The sequence below is a fragment of the Stenotrophomonas sp. STEN029 genome (genome assembly GCF_056760015.1).
In genome coordinates this window covers 1-19381 of record NZ_JBRREC010000069.1, presented here as the reverse complement: position 1 = coordinate 19381, position 19381 = coordinate 1, and the positions used below count along the sequence as shown (strand labels likewise).

At 63.7% G+C, this 19381-nt stretch carries 15 protein-coding genes; 4 read left to right on the top strand and 11 right to left on the bottom strand.

Annotated features, from left to right (window positions below):
* Window positions 1-37: 37 nt before the first annotated feature.
* The gene (gene aceE / locus ACVOLI_RS14655; RefSeq protein ID WP_303748745.1) at window positions 38-2725 is read right to left on the bottom strand and encodes a pyruvate dehydrogenase (acetyl-transferring), homodimeric type; all 2688 of its coding nucleotides are present in this window, start codon (window positions 2723-2725) and stop codon (window positions 38-40) included.
* A 395-nt stretch (window positions 2726-3120) separates the two neighbouring features.
* On the opposite strand from aceE, the gene ACVOLI_RS14650 reads away from it, so the two are divergent.
* Window positions 3121-3618: a PadR family transcriptional regulator gene (locus tag ACVOLI_RS14650; RefSeq protein WP_481614982.1), complete on the top strand. Its 498-nt coding sequence runs from the start codon at window positions 3121-3123 to the stop codon at window positions 3616-3618.
* A gap of 87 nt (window positions 3619-3705) precedes the next feature.
* Window positions 3706-4497 carry a siderophore-interacting protein gene (locus ACVOLI_RS14645; protein WP_481614981.1) on the top strand — a complete coding sequence of 264 codons (792 nt, stop codon included), beginning with the start codon at window positions 3706-3708 and terminating at the stop codon, window positions 4495-4497.
* A 445-nt stretch (window positions 4498-4942) separates the two neighbouring features.
* Here ACVOLI_RS14645 and ACVOLI_RS14640 read toward each other — a convergent pair whose 3' ends face one another.
* Both ACVOLI_RS14640 and ACVOLI_RS14635 read right to left on the bottom strand, forming a co-directional pair.
* Entirely contained in the window at window positions 4943-5704 is a 762-nt protein-coding gene (locus tag ACVOLI_RS14640) for a porin family protein (RefSeq protein WP_481614980.1), read from the bottom strand.
* Window positions 5705-5756: 52 nt separating this feature from the next.
* On the bottom strand, window positions 5757-6818 hold the full coding sequence (locus tag ACVOLI_RS14635; protein ID WP_481614979.1) for a linear amide C-N hydrolase: 1062 nt from the start codon (window positions 6816-6818) through the stop codon (window positions 5757-5759).
* 160 nt (window positions 6819-6978) lie between these two features.
* Here ACVOLI_RS14635 and ACVOLI_RS14630 point away from each other — a divergent pair, with 160 nt between their 5' ends.
* Window positions 6979-7305 (top strand): hypothetical protein, encoded by a 327-nt coding sequence (locus tag ACVOLI_RS14630; RefSeq protein WP_481614978.1) that lies wholly within the window; start codon window positions 6979-6981, stop codon window positions 7303-7305.
* Window positions 7306-7419: 114 nt separating this feature from the next.
* Here ACVOLI_RS14630 and dcp read toward each other — a convergent pair whose 3' ends face one another.
* The 8 genes from dcp to ACVOLI_RS14590 form a co-directional block, all read right to left on the bottom strand.
* On the bottom strand, window positions 7420-9579 hold the full coding sequence (gene dcp, locus ACVOLI_RS14625; RefSeq protein WP_481614977.1) for a peptidyl-dipeptidase Dcp: 2160 nt from the start codon (window positions 9577-9579) through the stop codon (window positions 7420-7422).
* A gap of 106 nt (window positions 9580-9685) precedes the next feature.
* The gene (locus tag ACVOLI_RS14620) at window positions 9686-10288 is read right to left on the bottom strand and encodes a 1-acyl-sn-glycerol-3-phosphate acyltransferase (RefSeq protein WP_481614976.1); all 603 of its coding nucleotides are present in this window, start codon (window positions 10286-10288) and stop codon (window positions 9686-9688) included.
* 3 nt (window positions 10289-10291) lie between these two features.
* On the bottom strand, window positions 10292-10723 hold the full coding sequence (gene arfB, locus ACVOLI_RS14615; protein ID WP_481614975.1) for an alternative ribosome rescue aminoacyl-tRNA hydrolase ArfB: 432 nt from the start codon (window positions 10721-10723) through the stop codon (window positions 10292-10294).
* A 320-nt stretch (window positions 10724-11043) separates the two neighbouring features.
* The gene (locus ACVOLI_RS14610; protein WP_481614974.1) at window positions 11044-11979 is read right to left on the bottom strand and encodes a hypothetical protein; all 936 of its coding nucleotides are present in this window, start codon (window positions 11977-11979) and stop codon (window positions 11044-11046) included.
* On the bottom strand, window positions 11976-14336 hold the full coding sequence (locus ACVOLI_RS14605) for an LTA synthase family protein (RefSeq protein WP_481614973.1): 2361 nt from the start codon (window positions 14334-14336) through the stop codon (window positions 11976-11978). Before ACVOLI_RS14605 ends, ACVOLI_RS14610 begins: the two co-directional genes overlap by 4 nt.
* A gap of 14 nt (window positions 14337-14350) precedes the next feature.
* Window positions 14351-15628, bottom strand: a complete 1278-nt coding sequence (locus ACVOLI_RS14600; RefSeq protein ID WP_481614972.1) for a YaiO family outer membrane beta-barrel protein — start codon at window positions 15626-15628, stop codon at window positions 14351-14353.
* A gap of 17 nt (window positions 15629-15645) precedes the next feature.
* The gene (locus ACVOLI_RS14595; protein WP_481614971.1) at window positions 15646-17169 is read right to left on the bottom strand and encodes a glycosyltransferase family 2 protein; all 1524 of its coding nucleotides are present in this window, start codon (window positions 17167-17169) and stop codon (window positions 15646-15648) included.
* Window positions 17166-18227 carry a HEAT repeat domain-containing protein gene (locus tag ACVOLI_RS14590; RefSeq protein ID WP_481614970.1) on the bottom strand — a complete coding sequence of 354 codons (1062 nt, stop codon included), beginning with the start codon at window positions 18225-18227 and terminating at the stop codon, window positions 17166-17168. The genes ACVOLI_RS14595 and ACVOLI_RS14590 overlap by 4 nt, the downstream gene beginning before the upstream one ends.
* Window positions 18228-18538: 311 nt before the next feature.
* Here ACVOLI_RS14590 and ACVOLI_RS14585 point away from each other — a divergent pair, with 311 nt between their 5' ends.
* Window positions 18539-19063: a DUF2059 domain-containing protein gene (locus ACVOLI_RS14585; RefSeq protein WP_481614969.1), complete on the top strand. Its 525-nt coding sequence runs from the start codon at window positions 18539-18541 to the stop codon at window positions 19061-19063.
* Window positions 19064-19381 lie beyond the last annotated feature (318 nt).

Here is a 19381-nt window from a genome sequence, read left to right as displayed (position 1 = left end):
GGCCACTGGGCCGCTTTCTTTAGTTCACAGGATTAAATCAAACCCCAACAGGATTAGCCTTCTCCGGATCAATCCCATACTGCTTGATCGCCCGGGCCACATCCTTAGCCGTCATCTTCCCATCCTTCGCCAGCGCCGCAATGGCCGCGTGGGCGATGTAATAACGGTCAACCTCGAAGAAGCGACGCAAGTTCGCACGCGTGTCCGAACGACCGAAGCCGTCCGTGCCCAGTACCGAATACGTCGCCGGCACGAAAGCGCGGATCTGGTCGGTGTAGGCGCGCACGTAGTCGGTTGCGGCGATGACCGGGCCCTGGCGGCCTTCCAGCAGCTCGGTGACGTACGGCTTGCGCGGTTCGGCTTCCGGGTGCAGGCGGTTCCAGCGCTCGGCGTCGAAACCATCACGACGCAGTTCGTTGAAGCTCGGGCAGCTCCAGATGTCGGCGGTGACGCCGAAATCCTTGTCCAGCAGTTCGGCCGCTGCAATGGCTTCGCGCAGGATGGTGCCGCTGCCCAGCAGCTGCACGCGCAGCTCGCCCTTCTTCGGCTTGCCTGCGTCGGTGAGCAGGTACATGCCCTTGATGATGCCTTCGGCTGCGCCTTCCGGCATGGCCGGGTGGGCGTAGTTCTCGTTCATCAGGGTGATGTAGTAGTACTCGTCGATCTGGTCTTCCATCATGGCCTTGGTGCCGTGCTGGAGGATGACGGTTACTTCGAAACCGAAGGTCGGGTCGTAGCTGCGCACGTTCGGGATGCCGCCAGCGACGATATGGCTGAAGCCATCTTCGTGCTGCAGGCCTTCGCCGTTCAGCGTGGTGCGGCCGGCGGTGCCACCGAGCAGGAAGCCGCGGGTACGCATGTCCGCTGCCTGCCAGGCGATGTCGCCGATGCGCTGGAAGCCGAACATCGAGTAGTAGATGTAGAACGGCAGCATCGGCACGTTGCTGACCGAGTAGCTGGTACCGGCCGCCATCCACGAAGACATGGCACCCGGCTCGCTGATGCCCTGCTGCAGCACCTGGCCGCTCTGGTCTTCGCGGTAGTACATGAGCTGGTCAGCGTCGACCGGCTTGTACTTCTGGCCGTACGGGGCATAGATGCCGATCTGGCGGAACAGGCCTTCCATGCCGAAGGTACGCGCTTCGTCGGCGACGATCGGCACCAGGCGCGGGCCCAGCTCCTTGTCACGCAGGCTGATGTTCAGCGTCTGCACGAAGGCCATGGTGGTGGAATAGGTGCGCTCGCCGGATTCCTTGAGCAGGCGCTCGTAGGTTTCCAGCTTCGGTGCGATGAAGGACTTGTCGGCCTTCTGGCGACGCTGCGGCAGGTAGCCGCCCATCGCAGCGCGGCGCTCCTGCAGGTACTTCACTTCCGGCGAATCCGGGCCCGGGTGGTAGAACGGCACCTGGCCGTCCTTGAGCTGCTCGTCGGTGACCGGGATGTTGAAGCGGTCGCGGAAATGGCGGACCGATTCGTCGTCCAGCTTCTTGGTCTGGTGGGTGGGGTTGAGCGCTTCGCCAGCGCTGCCCATGCCGTAGCCCTTGACCGTCTTGGCCAGGATCACGGTCGGCATGCCCTTGGTGTTCACGGCCTGGTGGTAGGCGGCGTACACCTTGTGCGGGTCGTGGCCGCCACGGTTCAGGCGCCAGATGTCGTCGTCGGACAGACCGGCGACCATGGCTGCGGTTTCCGGGTACTTGCCGAAGAAATGCTCGCGCGTATACGCGCCGCCGAATGCCTTGCAGTTCTGGTATTCGCCGTCGACGGTTTCCATCATCAGCTTCTTCAGGACGCCATTGGTGTCCTTGGCCAGCAGGGCATCCCAGTAACCGCCCCACAGCAGCTTGATCACGTTCCAGCCGCCGCCACGGAACACGCCTTCCAGTTCCTGGATGATCTTGCCGTTGCCGCGCACCGGGCCATCAAGGCGCTGCAGGTTGCAGTTGACGACGAAGATCAGGTTGTCCAGGCCTTCGCGGCCGGCCAGGGCGATCGCGCCCAGGGTTTCCGGCTCGTCCGACTCGCCGTCGCCGATGAAGCACCACACCTTGCGGTCGCTCTTCTCGATCAGGCCACGGTTTTCCAGGTAACGCAGGAACTGCGCCTGGTAGATGGCAGCCAGCGGGCCCAGGCCCATCGACACGGTCGGGGTCTGCCAGTAATCCGGCATCAGCCACGGGTGCGGGTACGACGACAGACCGCCGCCGTCCACTTCCATGCGGAACTTGTCCAGCTGCTGCTCGCTGATGCGGCCTTCCAGGTAGGAACGCGCATAGATGCCCGGGGCGCTGTGGCCCTGGATGAACAGCAGGTCGCCCGGGTGGTTGTCACTCGGTGCGCGCCAGAAGTGGTTGAAGCCCACGTCATAGAGCGTGGCGCCCGATGCGAACGAGGCGATGTGGCCGCCCAGGTCGCCCGGCTTGCGGTTGGCGCGCACGACGGTGGCCATCGCGTTCCAACGGATGATGGAACGAATGCGCCATTCCAGTTCCGCATTGCCGGGGCTCTTGGCTTCCAGCTGCGGCTCGATGGTGTTGACGTATTCGGTGGTGGGGGAGAACGGCAGGAACGCACCCGAGCGACGGGTCAGTTCAACCATGCCTTCCAGCAACTGATGTGCGCGCTCGGGGCCCTCGACATCGATAACGGCCTTCAACGACTCGATCCACTCCTGGGTTTCCAGGGGATTCGTGTCGTTATCAAGCATCTCGTTCAACCAGTTCATTAGCGCTCCCAGTTACTGCACGCACGCGCGCGCTTGTCATTATTTTGAGCCGTAAAGTGTAGCGCACCCGGTACCTTGCCAAGCTGGCTACGCATGCGTATGGAGCGGCAAAAGCCAGTGTCTGCAAGACAGTTCGCGACAGTTCTCATGCGCCCACGAGGACAGCCGGGGACAGCTTCCGCACCCCTGCCAACATCCTTAATGGCGCTAAACACGGGGCGAAATTGCCATCTGCCGGGGTCAGCCCGATGACAGCCGGGCCAGCGAACGGCCCCGCCACCCACCAGCAATGCCCACCTTGCTGGTCTGCACCGTCCCATGGGAGGCGCTGCCATTTGCGCCGGAAGAGTTTTCGATATATCGTTTTGCGCAAATTCGATATATCGAAAACCCTGATGACCAGCCCGGAACCCCGCCGCTCCCCCACCCCGCGCCCCTTGGGCCGTGGCGATCTGCGCCTGTTGCTGCTGTCGCTGATCGGCGAGCAGCCGCGCCACGGCTACGAGCTGATCCAGCAGATCAGCGAGATGTTCGTGCGCGTCTACACGCCCAGCGCGGGCTCGGTGTATCCGCTGCTGGCCGACTTCGAGAAGCAGCGTTGGGTGAGCGCCGAGGAAGACGGCGGTCGCAAGCGCTACCACATCACCAACCTTGGCCAGAACCAGCTCAAGCTGCGCGCCGAGGACGTGGAAACCGCGCGCATGCGAGCGCGCCACAACTCGCGCGTCATCGCCAGGGAAAGCCTGCCGGCGCCGCTACGCGATGCCATGCACCAGTTCACCCACTCGTTGATGTTGCGCAAAGGCGATTGGCAGGACGCCGATGTCGCGCGCATCGCCAGTTTGATTGCAGAGGCGACCGCACTGGTACAGCAGCAGTCGCAGGAAAACTGATTCGCACCACCGTTATTCATTACGACCCAGCCAGAGCGATCCAGCCACGGTCTCCCGGCCTTGCCGACACTGACCCCAGGTACCCCCATGTCACAGCATGAAACCCAATTGATCCGCATGACCCCGCGTTTCCGCCAGCTGCAGGTAGTGCACACGGAACGCCTGACCCCGAACATGCAGCGCATTGTTGTAGGCGGCGATGCGCTGGAAGGTTTTGACAGCCGCTCACCGGATGACCACGTGAAGCTGTTTTTCGCCAATGCCGAAGGCGAATTTGTATTGCCGGAACTCACCGAGCAGGGCCCGCGCTATCCGGAAGGCAAGCAGCCTTCGCCGGCGCGCGATTACACGCCGCGTTTCTACGATGCTGATGCTGGGGAACTGGTGCTGGACTTCGTGCTGCATGGTGATGGCCCGGCCACGAGCTGGGCAGCCACCGCCAAGGTCGGCGACGCATTGGTGGTTGCCGGCCCGCGTGGTTCGCATGTGGTGGCCGATGACTTCGACTGCTATGTGCTGATTGGCGATGAGACGGCGTTGCCGGCGATTGCGCGGCGCTTGGAGGAGCTGCCGGAAGGTGCGGTGGCCGAGGTGTTCATCGAGATCCCGGAAGAAGGTGATCGGCAGCCGCTGGAGAGTTCAGCGCAGGTGACTGTTTCCTGGTTCGAGCGCAATGGCTTTGATGCGGCCAGCAGCACCTTGCTGGAGGATGCTTTGGTGGATTTCGAGCAGCCTGATGGTGATACGCATTACTGGATTGCCACCGAGTCCAAGCGTGCGCGGATGATGCGCAAGTTTGTGGAGGGGCATCTGCAGGTGCCGAAGGAGTGGATTCGCGCGACCGGGTATTGGAAGGCGGATCCGAACGAGGTGGAGTGATTGGTCCCCAGCCCTCCCCTGCGCTGCGCGAATGGGTGGGGGCGAAGCTGTAGTGCCGAGCCGTGCTCGGCAGAGGCTTTCCCGGTAAGGCTCCAGCCGAGCATGGCTCGGCTCTACATGGTCAAAAGCTACCCCTCCCCAGCCCTCCCCTTCGCTGCGCGAAAGGGAGGGGGCCAAGCTGTAGTGCCGAGCCATGCTCGGCAGAGACTTTCCCGGTAAGGCTCCAGCCGAGCGTGGCTCGGCTCTACACGGTCAAAAGCTACCCCTCCCCAGCCCTCCCCTTCGCTGCGCGAAAGGGAGGGGGCGAAGCTTTGCCCCTCCCCTTTGGCGTAGCCAAGGGGGAGGTTGGGAGGGGGTTGGGTTTGCTTTGGGCTTTTGGGGGTTGCTGCTCAGAGCACCCCTCCCTAACCCTCCCCTTCGCTACGCGAAAGGGAGGGGACTAAAGCTACTGCCCTGCGCCGAAGCGGTAGGTCACGCCCAGCATCGGGCCGGACAGGGACACGTCCAGGCGCTTGCCCTTGTCGTGGTAATCCAGGCTCTGGTGGCGGTAGCCCATCGATACGAACAGCTTGTCCGTTGCCTGGTAGTTGGCCAGCGCCAACAGCTGCCAGGTCGAATCCGAACCCACACCAAAACCGCCTACATCTACATAGGCAATGCTGCTCCAGCGCGGGCTCAGCGTCTGCCGCCAGCGCACGCCGGCAATCGGGTCGACGAAGGTGGAATCCGAACGCGCCGATACCAGGCCGGGCACGTTCACCGCAGCATTGATGTCCCAGTAACGCGCGCCCGCCAACAGATCGATGCCGGTGCGCTCGTTCGCCGACCAGGCATAGCCTGCAGTCACGGTTGCCGAGGTCTGCTTCACCTTCACGTTGGCTGCCAGGCCAATCGGCAGCGGCGTCGAATCGGAAGTGGATGCGTGGGTGAAATCGGCCTGCAGCACGAAGTTGCCGCGGCGTGCGGTGCCGGTGATGAACGCCGCAGCGTCGAGATCCTCCATCAGCTCGGAGAAGGACTTGTGCACATCCGCCGTCGGTGCGCTGCGGAACGGCCTTACCTGCCCTTCCATGCCGCTCATCCACACATAAGGCGTGGCCTGGAAGCGCCAGCTGTCGTCGTTGTCGTTGCTCTGTGCGTGGGCGAGCGGCATGCCGCCAATTGCCAGCAGCAGGCACAGGTATTTGCGGGTGAATCGGGTTTTCATTGAAACTCCAGATGATGCGTGCCCGCTTGCACGGGCACGCCGATTGCTCGCCTTATACGCCCAGGAAGCGGAAGGGCTTGGCGTCCTTGAACTGGGCGTTGGCTTCACCCGAGTAGATGGTGCGCTGCTGGTTGCCGAGGTCGAGGCGCTTCACCTTGCCGCGCTCGCTGAAATCGATCTTCTTCAGGTCCACCCAGAACACATTGGTGGCCAGCGCGGATTCGAAGTAGTAACGCAGGCGCGACTGGTCGGAGACCGTGCGCCAGCGCGTCGAGGAAATATTCGGCTGGTCAGGCGTGGTGATGCCGTAGGGCACCGATACATTGCGGATCACGCCAAACACGCTGGCAGTGGATTCCACCGGGTCGGTCGACTTGGGAATGGCGTCGATATAGAAGGCAGCGCGCGCGAAGCGATCCGAAGCACGGTTGGTGCCCGGCAACATCACCGTGCCGCCGATCTGCCGCCAATAGGTTTCCAGTGCCAGCTGCTCTTCGAAGATCGGCGAGTTGGTCATCACCTTGTAGTCGCGGCTGTGATGGATGACCTGCTTGCCCTTGATGTATTCGATGATGGCGCTGTCGCCACTGGCATCGGAAATGGACAGGTGCAAGGTGGCCAGGCGCTGCTCGCCGGGCGCTGCATCGCTCACCAGGGTGAAAGGCTCGGCGCTCAACACCTTCACCGCTTCCTCGACAGTGGCGAAGTTGTCGAGCATGTACTGCGTCCACACCGAGATGGCCAAGCCGGGCTTGCCGCTGTTGCGCTCGGGGTATTCGGACTCGGCCAGCCACAGCAGGTTGGCGACCAGGCCGGCTTCGTTCATGCCGTCGGTGGTGGAGATGTCGTAAGCGCTGGCAATGACGCTGCCGTAGCGCGAGGTCCACTTCAGCGTATCCGGGCCGGTCTCGCCGTTGCGCTGCATGCCACGCGGGAACATCCACAGATGGGTGCCGGTATCGATCTTGTAGTCCATCGAACGGCCGGTGAAGATTTCATTGCCAGCACCGTGGTAGACGAAACGGGTGCAGGCATCGGCCTCGGGCTGCACGCCTGCCATACCGAAAAGCACGGTGGCACAGGCGGCAATGATGGATCGCTTGGCTGATTTCATGGGGTAGCTTCCTTGGCTTGATCAGGTCAGAGATACAACCGGAATGATCCTAGCAGTCATTCATTGTCCTGCCGCGACGCGGTTGGCAGTCCTGAAAAACAGCAACCAGACATAGGGCCGCTGCTATGCTCCGCACATATTCGAACGGAGGAACTGCCCCATGCCTCAAATCACATCGCATTACACCGCTGCCATCCTCCGCCCGCTGCTGGTCGGCGGCCTGCTGAGCATCGCCTTGAGCGGCTGCCTGAGTGCACCGCCGCTTAGCGACGATCCCGATTTCGGCCGCTGCAGCGATGCAGCGGTGCAATGGGCGGTAGGCAAGGTAAACGACGAAGCCACCGTGCGTCGCCTGAAGACCGAGAGCGGTGCAGGCCTGGTCAATCCGATCAGCCCGACCACGATTGTTTCCCGCGATATCCGCCAGGACCGCCTGCGCGTCTACACCGATGCCAACAACGTCATCACCAAGGTGCGTTGCGAGTAACACCAGCGCGCTGCAGCCTGCAGCACCGCACGCGCACAAACACGAACGGCAGGGTTTCCCCTGCCGTTCGTCGTTTCACACGCTCACAATCGCGAGCGCTTGTTTCAAGGCCGCTTACTTCAAACCGCGGTTGTGCAGCAGCGGCTCGACGCTCGGGTCCTTGCCACGGAAGTCGCGGTAGGCCGTTGCCAGGTCACGGGTATTGCCGATCGACAGGATCTTGTCGCGGAACACCTGGCCGTTCTCACGGGTCAGGCCGCCGTTCTCCTTGAACCACTCGAAGGCGTCGTGGTCGATCATCTCCGCCCAGAAGTAGGCGTAGTAACCGGCTGAGTAACCGCCACCCCAGATATGGTCGAAGTAGCTGCTGCGGTAACGCGGCGGCACCTGTGCCAGGTCCACCTTGTAGCGCTTCAGCGCATCGGCTTCGAACTTGTCCACGTCCTGCAGCGGTGCGTCAGCGCCCTGCGTATGCCAGGCCAGGTCGAGCAGCGCCGCCGACAGGTATTCGGTGGTCATGTAGCCCTGGTTGAAGGTCTTGGCCTTGGCGATCTTGTCGACCAGCTCCTGCGGCATCGCTGCCTTGGTCTGGTAGTGCTTGGCGTAGTTGGCGAACACCTTCGGGTCCGAGGCCCAGTGCTCGTTGAACTGCGACGGGAACTCGACGAAGTCACGCGGCACGCCGGTGCCGGCCACGCTCGGGTACTTGGTGTTGGAGAACATGCCATGCAGGGCGTGGCCGAACTCATGGAACATGGTGGTCACGTCGTCCCAGCTCAGCAGCGCGGGCTGGCCGGCGGCAGGCTTGGTGAAGTTGCTGACGTTGTAGACCACCGGCTTGGTGCCGGTCAGGCCGTCCTGCTCGACGAACACGTCCATCCAGGCGCCACCGGACTTGCTGTCGCGCTTGAAGAAGTCGGCGTAGAACAGCGCCAGCGGCTGGCCGTTGGCATCGGTGACTTCAAACACGCGCACGTCCGGGTGGTAGACCGGCAGGTCCTTGCGCTCCTTGAAGGTCAGGCCGTAGAGCTGGTTGGCGGCGTAGAAAACGCCGTTCTGCAGCACGTTGTCCAGTTCGAAGTAGGGCTTGATCTGCGACTCGTCGAGGTCGTACTTGGCCTTGCGCACCTGCTCGGCGTAGAAGTCCCAATCCGATGCGCTGGCCTTGAAGCCACCCTTCTGCGCGTCGATCACCTTCTGGATCTCGGCCAGCTCACCGCGAGCCTTGGCGGTAGCCGCCGGCACGGTGTCGGTCAGCAGCTTGAGCGCATGCTCCGGCGTCTGCGCCATCTGGTCGGTGAGGTTGTAGGCGGCGTAGTTCGGGAAGCCGAGCAACTTGGCCTTGGCCGCACGCAACTGGGCCAGGCGCTGGATGATGGCGCGGGTGTCGTTGGCATCACCGTGCTCGGTGCGGGTCTCCGAGGCCTGCAGCACCTTGGCGCGCACATCGCGGTCCTGCAGCGAGCCGAGTGCCGGCTGCTGGGTGGTGTTCTGCAGGCTCAGCACCCACTTGCCGTCGAGCTTGCGGCCCTTGGCAGCGTCTTCGGCAGCGGCGATGTCGCCATCGGACAGGCCGGCCAGCTGCGCCTTGTCATCGATGACCACCGCACCGGCGGCGGTGGCCGCGACCAGCTTGTTGTGGAAGTCGTTGGACAGGGTGGCTTCTTCGGCGTTGTACTGCTTCAGCGTTTCCTTGTCGGTATCGCTGAGCTCGGCACCGGCCTTGACGAAGCCCTTGTAGGTTTCCTCGACCACGCGCAGCTGCTCGGCGTCCAGGCCGGCTTCGGCGCGGCCGTCATGGATGCTCTTGATGCGCGCGAACAGCTTGGCGTCGAGGTGGATGGCATCACCATGCGCGGCCAGCTTGGGCACCACGTCTTCCTGGATCTTCTGCCGCTCCGGGTTGGTGTCGGCCTGCACCACGCTGAAGAACACGCGGCTGACGCGGTCCAGGATGGCGCCGGACTTCTCCATCGGCAGCAAGGTGTTGTCGAAGGTGGCCGGCTGGGTGTTGTCGGTGATCTGCTTGATCTCCGCCAGCTGCTGGCGCATGCCTTCCTCGAAGGCTGGCAGGTAGTCGCTGTCCTTGATCTTGTCGAAGGCCGGCGCCTGGAACGGCAGCGAGCTCACAGTCATGAACGGGTTGGTGGAGGCATCGCCCGGCTTGGCGGCCTCCGCAGGTGCATTGGCGGTCACGGGGGCAGTGGACTCCTTGCCAGAACAGGCGGCCAGCGCAAGGCTGATGGCGGCGGCCAGGACAACGGTACGCGACATGAAACGGCTCCTTGGGAACGGGCTTCGAACAGCCCATCACCCTACTCCGTTCCCCTGTGAGCGGCATGTGCCGATGGTGGCGCCAAGCCGCGCCGGACGCGGCGGCTCAGCCGGTGCCGCGGTTGTGGCCCATCCATTGCCGGTACCACTGGCGAACGGCGGCCATGTCGGCCACGTCGTCACCGGTCGTATGGAACACCGGACCGAAGCCGATGACCTTTTCCGGGTAATGGAAATAGGCCGGGATGATGGGCACATCGGCCATGCGCGCGATTTTCAGGAAGCCGCCCTTCCATTCAGTCACCGGCTTGCGCGTGCCTTCCGGTGCCAGCGCATACCAGATCTGCTCGCTGTCGCGGATCATCGCCACCGCTTGGCCGACCGTGCCCTGCGGCGAACTGCGATCCAGCGGCACCACGCCCATCCGCCGCAACACCAGGCTCAGCGGCCACCAGAACAGCTTGTCCTTGCCGAGGATGCGGGCTTCAAGGCCCAACGCCATCTTTGCCGCCAGCCCCCACAGGCCATCCCAGTTGGACGAATGCGGCGCGGCGATCACCACCGCCTTGGCCAGGTCCGGGATGGGCCCACGGATCTGCCAGCCACCCAGGCGCAGCACGCTGCGGCCCAGCCAACGGCTGAAGGCGGCGCCCTTGCGCTGCGGCATGGCAGCGGGAATAGCCGGAATGGTCGGCGGTGTGTTGCTCAAGCACTACTCCCAATTACGTGTGGAACGGCCGCGCTTGACCTGCGCGCGTTCTTTTTTCTGATCCAGCCGGCGCAGCTTGGAGCCGTAAGAGGGCTTGGTAGCCACCCGTGGCTTGGGCACGCTCAGGCTGGCCTGGATGAAGCTGGCAAGACGTTCGCGCGCATCCTGGCGGTTACGGTCCTGGGTGCGGAAGCGCTGCGCATCGATCACCAGCACGCCTTCGCCGGTCACCCGGCGATCGCGGCGGGCGAGCAGGCGCTCGCGCAGTGGTTCGGACAGGGACGGCGAGCCGGCGATGTCGAAACGCAGTTCCACCGCGGTGGAGACCTTGTTGACGTTCTGCCCGCCCGCGCCGGACGCGCGCACGAAACGCTCGACGATCTCCGTTTCCGGTATCGCCAATCGTTCCGAGATTTCAATCTGCTCCGTCGCCATCGGCGCATTGTAAGGGCTGCGGCGGTTTTAGCTGCCTCCCCGACAAAGCGCCGCTGTTGCCCCCTCCCTTGCGCGGAGCGCAGGGGAGGGCTGGGGAGGGGTGCCTTTCGCGGCTGAAGTTGAGTGCCTGCGCTGGTTCTGAGTACCGGAGCTTGCGGGTTGGGTTTTGCTGGGCGACTGGAGCTTTAGAAGCACCCCTCCCCAACCCTCCCCTTTGCTACGCAAAAGGGAGGGGGCTCAAGCAAAGGCCCCCTTCCCCGGCCCTCCCCTGCGCTGCGCGCAAGGGAGGGAGCGCAGCCTGCGCGAGGGAGGGGTTCCATTCATTCCCAATACTGCCCAGCCCAGCGCCGGTAGGCGCGGTAGTGATGGATCGCGAAGCCGTCAAACGAGGGCTCGTTGCGCAGCGCACGTTCCACCTTGCGCACTTCCTGTTCGAACACCTTGGGCCCTTCTTCATGGAAGGTGACCTTGTCGATGTCGTTGGACGAGACCTCCAGCCCGATCACCACCTTCTTGCCGACTTCATTGGCATAGGCGATCTCGCTGGCCGCGTGCGACAGGATGCTGTCCCGGCCCTCGGCCTTGTCGCGGTAGTCCATCAAGGCCACGTAGTCGTAGATGTTGATGGTGTGCTCGCTGACCGGACGGTGACGGCCGTTCCAGTCCACTTCGATGCCGTCCAGCCAGAACGGAATCGCCGGGCCAACCGCCAAGGTCGCGCCGCTTTCCTGCTTGATGCGCATCACCGCCGCGCTCATGTCCAGGAAGCCAATCAGCAAGTCCGCACGAGTATCGTCGTCCCATTCGTCGAGGATATGCGGCTCGATGTCGAGGTTGGCGCCATCAAAGCGCGCGGCTTCCGGCACCGAGGCGTTGTAGTCCACCACCCGGCGGAACATCGCCTCGGCCTCCTTGCGGTGCGCCGGCAACACATACTTCTGTGTGCTCAGGTACCAGGAACCCAGCAAGGCATACACCTTCATGTTCTTGCCATGCAGGCGTTCAATGAAGGCGCGGTACAGCTGCGGCTGCTCGACGATGAGGTTGCGGTCCTTGTAGGCGTCGGCATACAGGTACACCGTGTCAATGCGCTGCGACTTGAGATACGCCACCGCCTCATCGGCGACCGCCGGGTCTTCGATCATCGCGTACGACTCCGCCTCCCAGGTCCAGATCGCGCGACTGGCCGCTGCTGCCTGCGCCATCGGCAGCACACACAGCACGGCCAGCAGGCCCAGGCCAAATGCGCGGCTCATTGCGACTTCTCCACGCCTGCAGCGGCGTCCACCTGCAGATGGTAACGGCCCTGCCCGATCGCCTTGCCGTTGTCCGGATCGGACGGGAACACCGACACGTAGCAGCGGCCACCGCAATCCTGCGGCAGGCGCAGCTGCAACTGCACCTGCTGGCTGCCACCCGGCGGCAGCTGCATTGCCTGCCCATACACTTCCTGCAACTCGCGGCCGTCCTCGCTGGACAACACCGCCAGCGGCACGAACAAGCGGCTTGGCTTGGGATCGCCACTGCTGAAGACCGCGGTCAAGCGCACGCCATCGGCGACGGTGGCAAGCTCGGCCGAGGCCAGCGACAAACCATGCGCTGCCGGTGCCGCCGCCACTTCGGCAGCAGCTGCAGGCGCGCTGTACGCGACCAACTTCGGCGTCGCACCTTCCGGCGTCAGCGCGATCTTCTGCATGAAGATCGCATTGGCCTGGGTGTAACGCTGCAATCGCTGTTTGGCCCATGCAAGCACGCTGGCATCGTCGGTTTCGGCCAGGTGCATGCCGTCCTGCAGCTCGTACAACTTGCCGTCATGCAGCCACCAACGCCCAGCCAGATATTCCGGCGAACTGGTCTTGGTCTGCTTCAACGGGAATTGCTGGTTGCTGCGGAAGCTCTCGGCCATGTCCAGGCCGGTGCCCAGCCACGGCGTCTGTGCCGGCCGCTTCAGCCCATAGGTATTGGACAGCAAGGCCATCAACGACGGCGTCACGTCCAGCTGCGAGGACACCGCGCGGATACGCTTGGGTTGCTTCAGCAGCGGCGAGAACACGATCAAGGGCACGTGGTAACGGTCCACATGCTCGCCCATCGGAATCTCCGGCAGGCGGTGGTCGCCGGTGATGACGAAGATGGTATTGGCATACCACGGAGTCTTTTCCACCGAGGCGAAATAGCGGCGCAGCTGCTCATCGGTGTACAGGATGGTGCTGTAGATATCGGTGCTGGCGCGGTAGCTGGCGCGCTCGGCCTCGGGTACCTGCAGCTGCTGCAGGCGCTGCTCGAACTGCTTGCGGTACACGTCCTGATCGGGGAACTCGTAGCTGGTGTGCATCGAGATGGTCTGGATCGCGGTCAGGAACGGCGCCTGCACGCTGTCATTGTCGGCCAGTACCCGCGAGATCAGTTCCTTGTCCGGGTAGCCCCAGGCACTGAAGGGATTACGTTGATAACCCTCACCGAAATTGTTCATGTCGACCAGCGTCTGCACTCGCTGGCCTTGCATGTAGGCGCGCTCGTTGTCGAAGCTGGTGTCGGTGCCGTTGTAGAAGGCGGTGTTATAGCCCTGCTGGCGCAGCACACTGAACAAGCCGGGATGCGCCGACATGCGATCGCCGAGACCGGTGAAGCCCTCGTCGGCAAACGGTGCCGAACCAATCAGGGTCGGCAGCACGCCAAAGGTGCGGCCTTGGTTGGCGAGGAAGTTGTCGAAGTAAAGGCTGCGCCCAGCCAGCTCATCGAGGAACGGAGTGAAGCTGCCCAGCGATGCCTGCGGACCGGAGAAGGAGCGGCCCAGACCTTCGACCACGATCAACACGACATTCGGCGGTCGGCCATCGCTGGTCGGCGAGAAATTGGGGCCCAGTACGTCCGGCGTCTGCTCCGGGCGCAGGAACGGGAAGTTCGGATCCAGCGGGGCCTCATCGCTGGCGACGGCGCTGGGAACGACCGCCACATCCGACTCGCCCTTGAACCAGCGCCACACATCGCCGCTGAACCAGGCCAACTTGTTGCAGGCCAGGTCGCGCGAGGCAACGTCCTTCAACGCCGCTGCACCGCTGGGCAGCGGCAGAATCCACGCAATGCCGGCAGCCACCAGCCACACCGTGCTCCACACCGTGGAGCCACGCGCATCGCGTCGTGCCAGCCACAGCAGGCCCGCCCACAACACCAGCAGCGGCAGTGCCATCGCCAACACGCCACGCAGCCCCAACGGTGCGCCATCGGCCAGCGTGGTGCGGATTTCGGCAAGGCTGTAGCCGAACAGATCCGCCCCCAGCGGCACATGTGCCACCTGGAAGTACTGGTCCAGCAACACCTGCACCACGATGAACAACGACCACAGCAAGCCCAGCGCGATGTACCGCGGCAAGGCGCGTTTGATCGCCAGCAGTGGCAGCGACAACAGCACCAGGATCGGCACCGAGCGCAGCAGCATCAGCAGCGCCTGTGCACCGGCGATACCGACAATCGCGCCGGTCTGCGTACTGCCGCCGGCAGCTGCCACACCGCTGCTGACCGCCATCGCGACCAACACCGCCTGCGCAAGCAGCAACACCGGGAATGCCGAAGAAAAGCGCGCCCAGGCGCCGCCGTCATGCGTGGAAATCATCGTCAGCTGCTCCCTTACCAGCGCGTATAGATGGAGCCAGACAAGCGCTGCTCATCGAAGCCGCTGTCATCGTCGGCATAACCGACGCCCAGCTTGAAGCCCCAGTTGGGTGTGACCTGATGCCGCCACGCAACGCCGATGGCGGCGTTGTTGTCACGCACCACGCCGCCAAAGCGGTCCAGGTCGGTGCTGCGGCCGCTGCTGACGCTGACTTCCAGGTAGTCGTCGGCATCGCCCTTGTAGTAATTGCGCAGCAACACGCGATGGCTCCAGCTGCCCGAACCGACACCCGGCACGTGCTGCAGCTTGTAGCGGCCATACCAGTTGCCGACATAGCGGCCGACGCCGACGCCGTAGAACTCGGTGGTGTCGGAGAAGCGCAGCTGGTCGACGCTGGCCGACAGTTCCCAGCCATTGCCCACGCCCTGGAACACTTCCACGCGCCAGCTCTGCCTGGGCAGCACACCACTGGACGGGCCGCGTTGGTAGCGCAGGTTTGCGTAGGCACGCGACCATAGCGGTGCATAGCCGTCCAGCGCCCAGGCGGTGTCGGAGGTGTTGAAGTGATCCGCACGCAGCAGTTCCAGCCCCAGCGAGCCGCGCGGAAAGTAACGACGCAGGGTCAGGTCGTTGTCGTTCCAGCTATCGCGGTCACCGCTGAAACGGGTGTGATCCCAGCCCAGGCTTGCGCCCCAGCGGTAGCCATCGGCCGCCACCGCATCCGGATTGGCCATGCGCGGCAACAGGCTCAGGCGCAGCTCGGCGATCTCCTTTGGATCCGCACCCAGCGTGGCGGCGGCGTCGAAATCGGCACGCGCTGCAGCGGTCTGGCCGAGCGCGCGCAGTTCGCGGCCTCGCGCGATGCGTGCTGCCGGGTCCTGCGGTGCCAGCTCCACCCAATGCGAGTAGGCATCGGCGGCCTGCTGCGGACGGTCGCTCCAGCGGTACATGTCGCCCAGTGCCGACCAGGCGTCGGCATAGGTCGGGCTGTTCTTCACTACCTGCTGCAGATCGGCCTCGGCGGCAGCGTACTGGCCGTCCCAGGCATAGGTGCGGCCACGCGCCAACAGCACATCGCCATTGCCCGGATGCTCGCTCAGCAGCGCGCTGTAGCGGGCGATGGTTGCGGCGCGATTATTGGCCTCGGACTGTTCGCGGATCTGCTGCAGCTGCAGGGTCAGGCTGTCCGGTGCTTCCTGGGCGAACGCCAGCAAGGGTGCAGCGGCCAACGCCAGCAGCAGGCAACGCGACAGCGCATGGCGGGGCGCACGGAGGGAGTGGTGCTGGGTCATGGAACGGTTCCTGGCAATCATTGGTTGATACTCGATTCGCTTACCACCGACGATGCAACTGCCACCGCCACCGGCACGTCTTCCTTCTGGTTCTGCTGCCAGGAACCATCACGACTGATGCGCCCCCAGCTATGCCGCTTGCGACGGGTGAACATCCAGCGGATGGTGGCGGAGAAACGCCATACCGAATTCACCTGGCGGTAGCCGAAGTTCTCCAGGATCGCCACCACGAACAGACGCAGCTGCTGCGCTGGCCGCGAGTACAAGCCGAAGGAAAGCTCCTCCAGCAGCATCGCGTTGACCGAGAGCAGGATGCCCATGCCGACGGCCGCAGCGAGGAAGATCAGGAATACATCCAGCTGCACCAGCCCGCACAGGGCCAGCACGATCATCGAGACATAGCCCACCACTTCGATGATCGGCCCCAGGAACTCGAAGAACAGCATGAATGGGAACGCGACCCAGCCGGCGGCGCCACTGCGGCGGTTGAACAGCATGCCGATATTGGTCCACAGGCTTTCGGCCAGACCACGCTGCCAGCGCATGCGTTGGCTGCGCAGTGATGACAGGTCGGTGGGGGCCTCGGTCCAGCACACAGGGTCGGGCACGAACACGATGCGGTAGTCGCGCTTTTCCTCGCGCAGGTTGCGGTGCAGGCGGATCACCAGGTCCATGTCCTCGCCGACGGTGTCGGTGCGGTAACCGCCGATGGCGATCACCCGTTCCTTGTAGAACACACCGAAGGCACCGGAGATGATCAGCAGCGCGTTCATCGGCGACCAGCCCATGCGTCCGAACAGGAAGGCGCGCAGGTATTCCACCAACTGGAAGCTGGGCAGCCAACTGTTGGGCAGGCCGATCTTGTCGAGCATGCCATCGCGCACGGTGCAGCCATTGAGCACACGCACCACGCCGCCGCTGGCAACCACGCGGCTGTCTTCCAGGAACGGCCGCACCACCCGCGACAGGCTCTCCGGCTGCAGGATGCTGTCGGCATCAACCACGCAGAACAACGGGTAGCGCACGCAGTTGATACCGGCATTGATCGCGTCGGCCTTGCCGCCATTGGCCTTGTCGACCATGCGCACGCGCGGGCAACTGGCCGAGGCATACACCCCGTGCACCGGTTCGGTCTGCAGGCGCGTGCGATAGGCCTCGGGCACCCGCACCAGACCAAACGCCTCGATCAGTGCATCGCGGGTACGGTCGCTGGAGCCGTCGTTGACCACCACGATCTCGAACGCCGGGTAGCTGGTCTTGAGCAGCGAGCGCACCGAGGAAACCACCGAGGTTTCTTCGTTGTACGCCGGCAGGATGATGCTTACCGGCGGCTGGTACTCACGCAGGCCGGCCGGCAGGTAATTGGCCCGGTACTCGCGCATGTAGCGCACGATCTGGTAGGCCGAGATGTAGTTCAGCAGCAGGTAGGCCAGGTTGATCGCGACGAAGTAGGCCATGAAGAACCACTGCAGCGAGTCGGCGATACTCACCCAGGGAATCTGCTGCACGTAGCTCACCAGCATCTGCCAATAAGCGTTCATGTCGCACTCCTCATCGCGTTCTCGGACAGCACCTGTTCGATGATGTCGCGTCCGTAGCCATCACTCTGCCGCGACTGCACTTCACGCAGTGCGTCGGCGCCCATGCCCGGCAAACCGAACAAGGCCTGCGCGGTGCGATAGCGCACCCACCAGACGCTGTCCGACAGCAGCGCTTCCAGTCGTGTCGCATCTCCGCGCTCGCCGATGCGGCCCAACGCCGCTGCCGCATGCATGCGCACATGCCAGCGCGACGCGCTGAGGAAACCAATGACGCGCTCGCGATCCTGGCGATCGTTGATCAGCTGCAGGCAGACCGAAATGATGTGGTCATCCACGTGCCCTTCCAGCAACTGCCGCACCACCACCGCCGCACGCTGCGGATCGATGTCGGCGAGGAAGCGCACCAGCTTCACGGTGGAGTCGGCATTGGCACGCAGCAGTGCATTGCTGATCTCGCGGGCGGCGCTGCCGTCTTCGTTCTCTGCAAGGATCCGCGCCACGCTGCCCGGCACCCAGTCCTCGCGCTCGGTGATCATCGGCACGAATGCCGACATGGCGCGCGGCGGATCCACCTGCGCCAATGCCCGCGCTGCGCACAGCGAGACAATCGGGCTGCGGTCGTTGAGGAACCTGGCCAGCAGGTCGTAGAGATGCCGGTCGCGCAGATGGCCCAGGGCAATGATGGTCATGGCGCGATCGTGGTAGCTGCCACGCAACATGCGCTGCGCCGCCTCCTCCAGACCCACCCGATGGCCGAGCGGCGCCAGCCGCCGTACCGACGCTTCCGGCAGGCTCTCGCAGACGCTGTTCCACGCTTCGACGAAGCCTATGACCTCATCGCGTTGCAATCGGTGCACCGGCACGGTTTCACCGGCAAGCTCGCGCTGCAGAACATCGTTCCAGAACTGCCGGGCCTGGGTATCGCGCTTTTCACGGCGCTGCGCCCTTACCCGCAGAACAACAATGATCAACAGCAGAACCGTGGCCAACAGCAGGGTGAGAATCGCCACCCAACTGGCCACGACGAGTACGGTCGGCCCCTCGAACAGACTGTCCATCGCAGTTCCCTACTTGTTGCGGGTACGTGGTTTGCGAGACCACGTATCCCCCCCTGAGTACAACTCCTGGTGCCAAGCATAGATAGAAACGTGACCCTCGTCTCTATTTTTCGCAATTTCAGTAAGGTTCCCGTCATCAAATTATGTTAAGCAGGATCGTAAGATGTAAATTTTTCATTAAAAACAATGCGCTACAGCGCACTTCGACACTCACAACTGCCTGCACCCCTGCGCGCAGAGGTCAGCAACCTGTCTTCAGCCCCGGCAAGGCCGCGGTTATGCTCAAGCCCAGCCCATCACAAGGACGATTCATGCAGCGCTGCCGCCAGACCCTTCGTACCCGTTGCGCGCCCCTGTTGGTCGCCGCCAGCCTGGCGCTTGCCGGCATCACGCCGGCATGGGCGGCCCCGGCCACCGATGCCGACGTCAACCGCCTGCTGGCCGCCTCCCGCGCCCAGAACATGCTCGACGCGATGCTGCCGCAGATGGAAGCCATGCAGGCACAGCAGTTCGCCGAGATCGCCCAGAAGCAGTCACTGACTGCCGAGCAGAAGGCCGGGTTGCAACGCATCCAGCAGCGCACCTCGCAGACCTTGCGTCAGGCGCTGGCGTGGTCGCAGATGCGGCCCATGTACGTGGACCTGTACAAGCAGTCGTTCTCGAAGGAGGACGTGCTGGCGATGGCCGAGTTCTACGAGAGCCCCGCAGGCCAGAGCCTGCTCGACAAGACCCCGGCACTGATGCAGAACCTGATGGTCGCCATCCAGCAGAAGATGACCCCGCTGATGGCGGACCTGCAGAAGGACCTGGAAAAGATCAACAGCGAAGTCAAATAAGCGCCCAGCTGTAGTGCCGAGCCATGCTCGGCAAGGGGCGTTACCGGCACTGCCGCTCCGCTTTTTCTTTTGTGGGAGCGGCGTAAGCCGCGAAGCTGGTGATATTGGAAACATTGGCATTCCCGCAATCTGATGGTTTGTGGGCTTCGCGGCTTACGCCGCTCCTACAAGAGCTGATGGATCTTGGGGAAAGCCCCTGCCGAGCACGGCTCGGCACTACAACTGCGGGGTGCGCTCTGGTTTTTGTAGGAGCGGCGTCAGCCGCGAAGCTGGCAATGCTGGAATCACCGGCATTTCTGCAATCTGATGGTTTGTGGG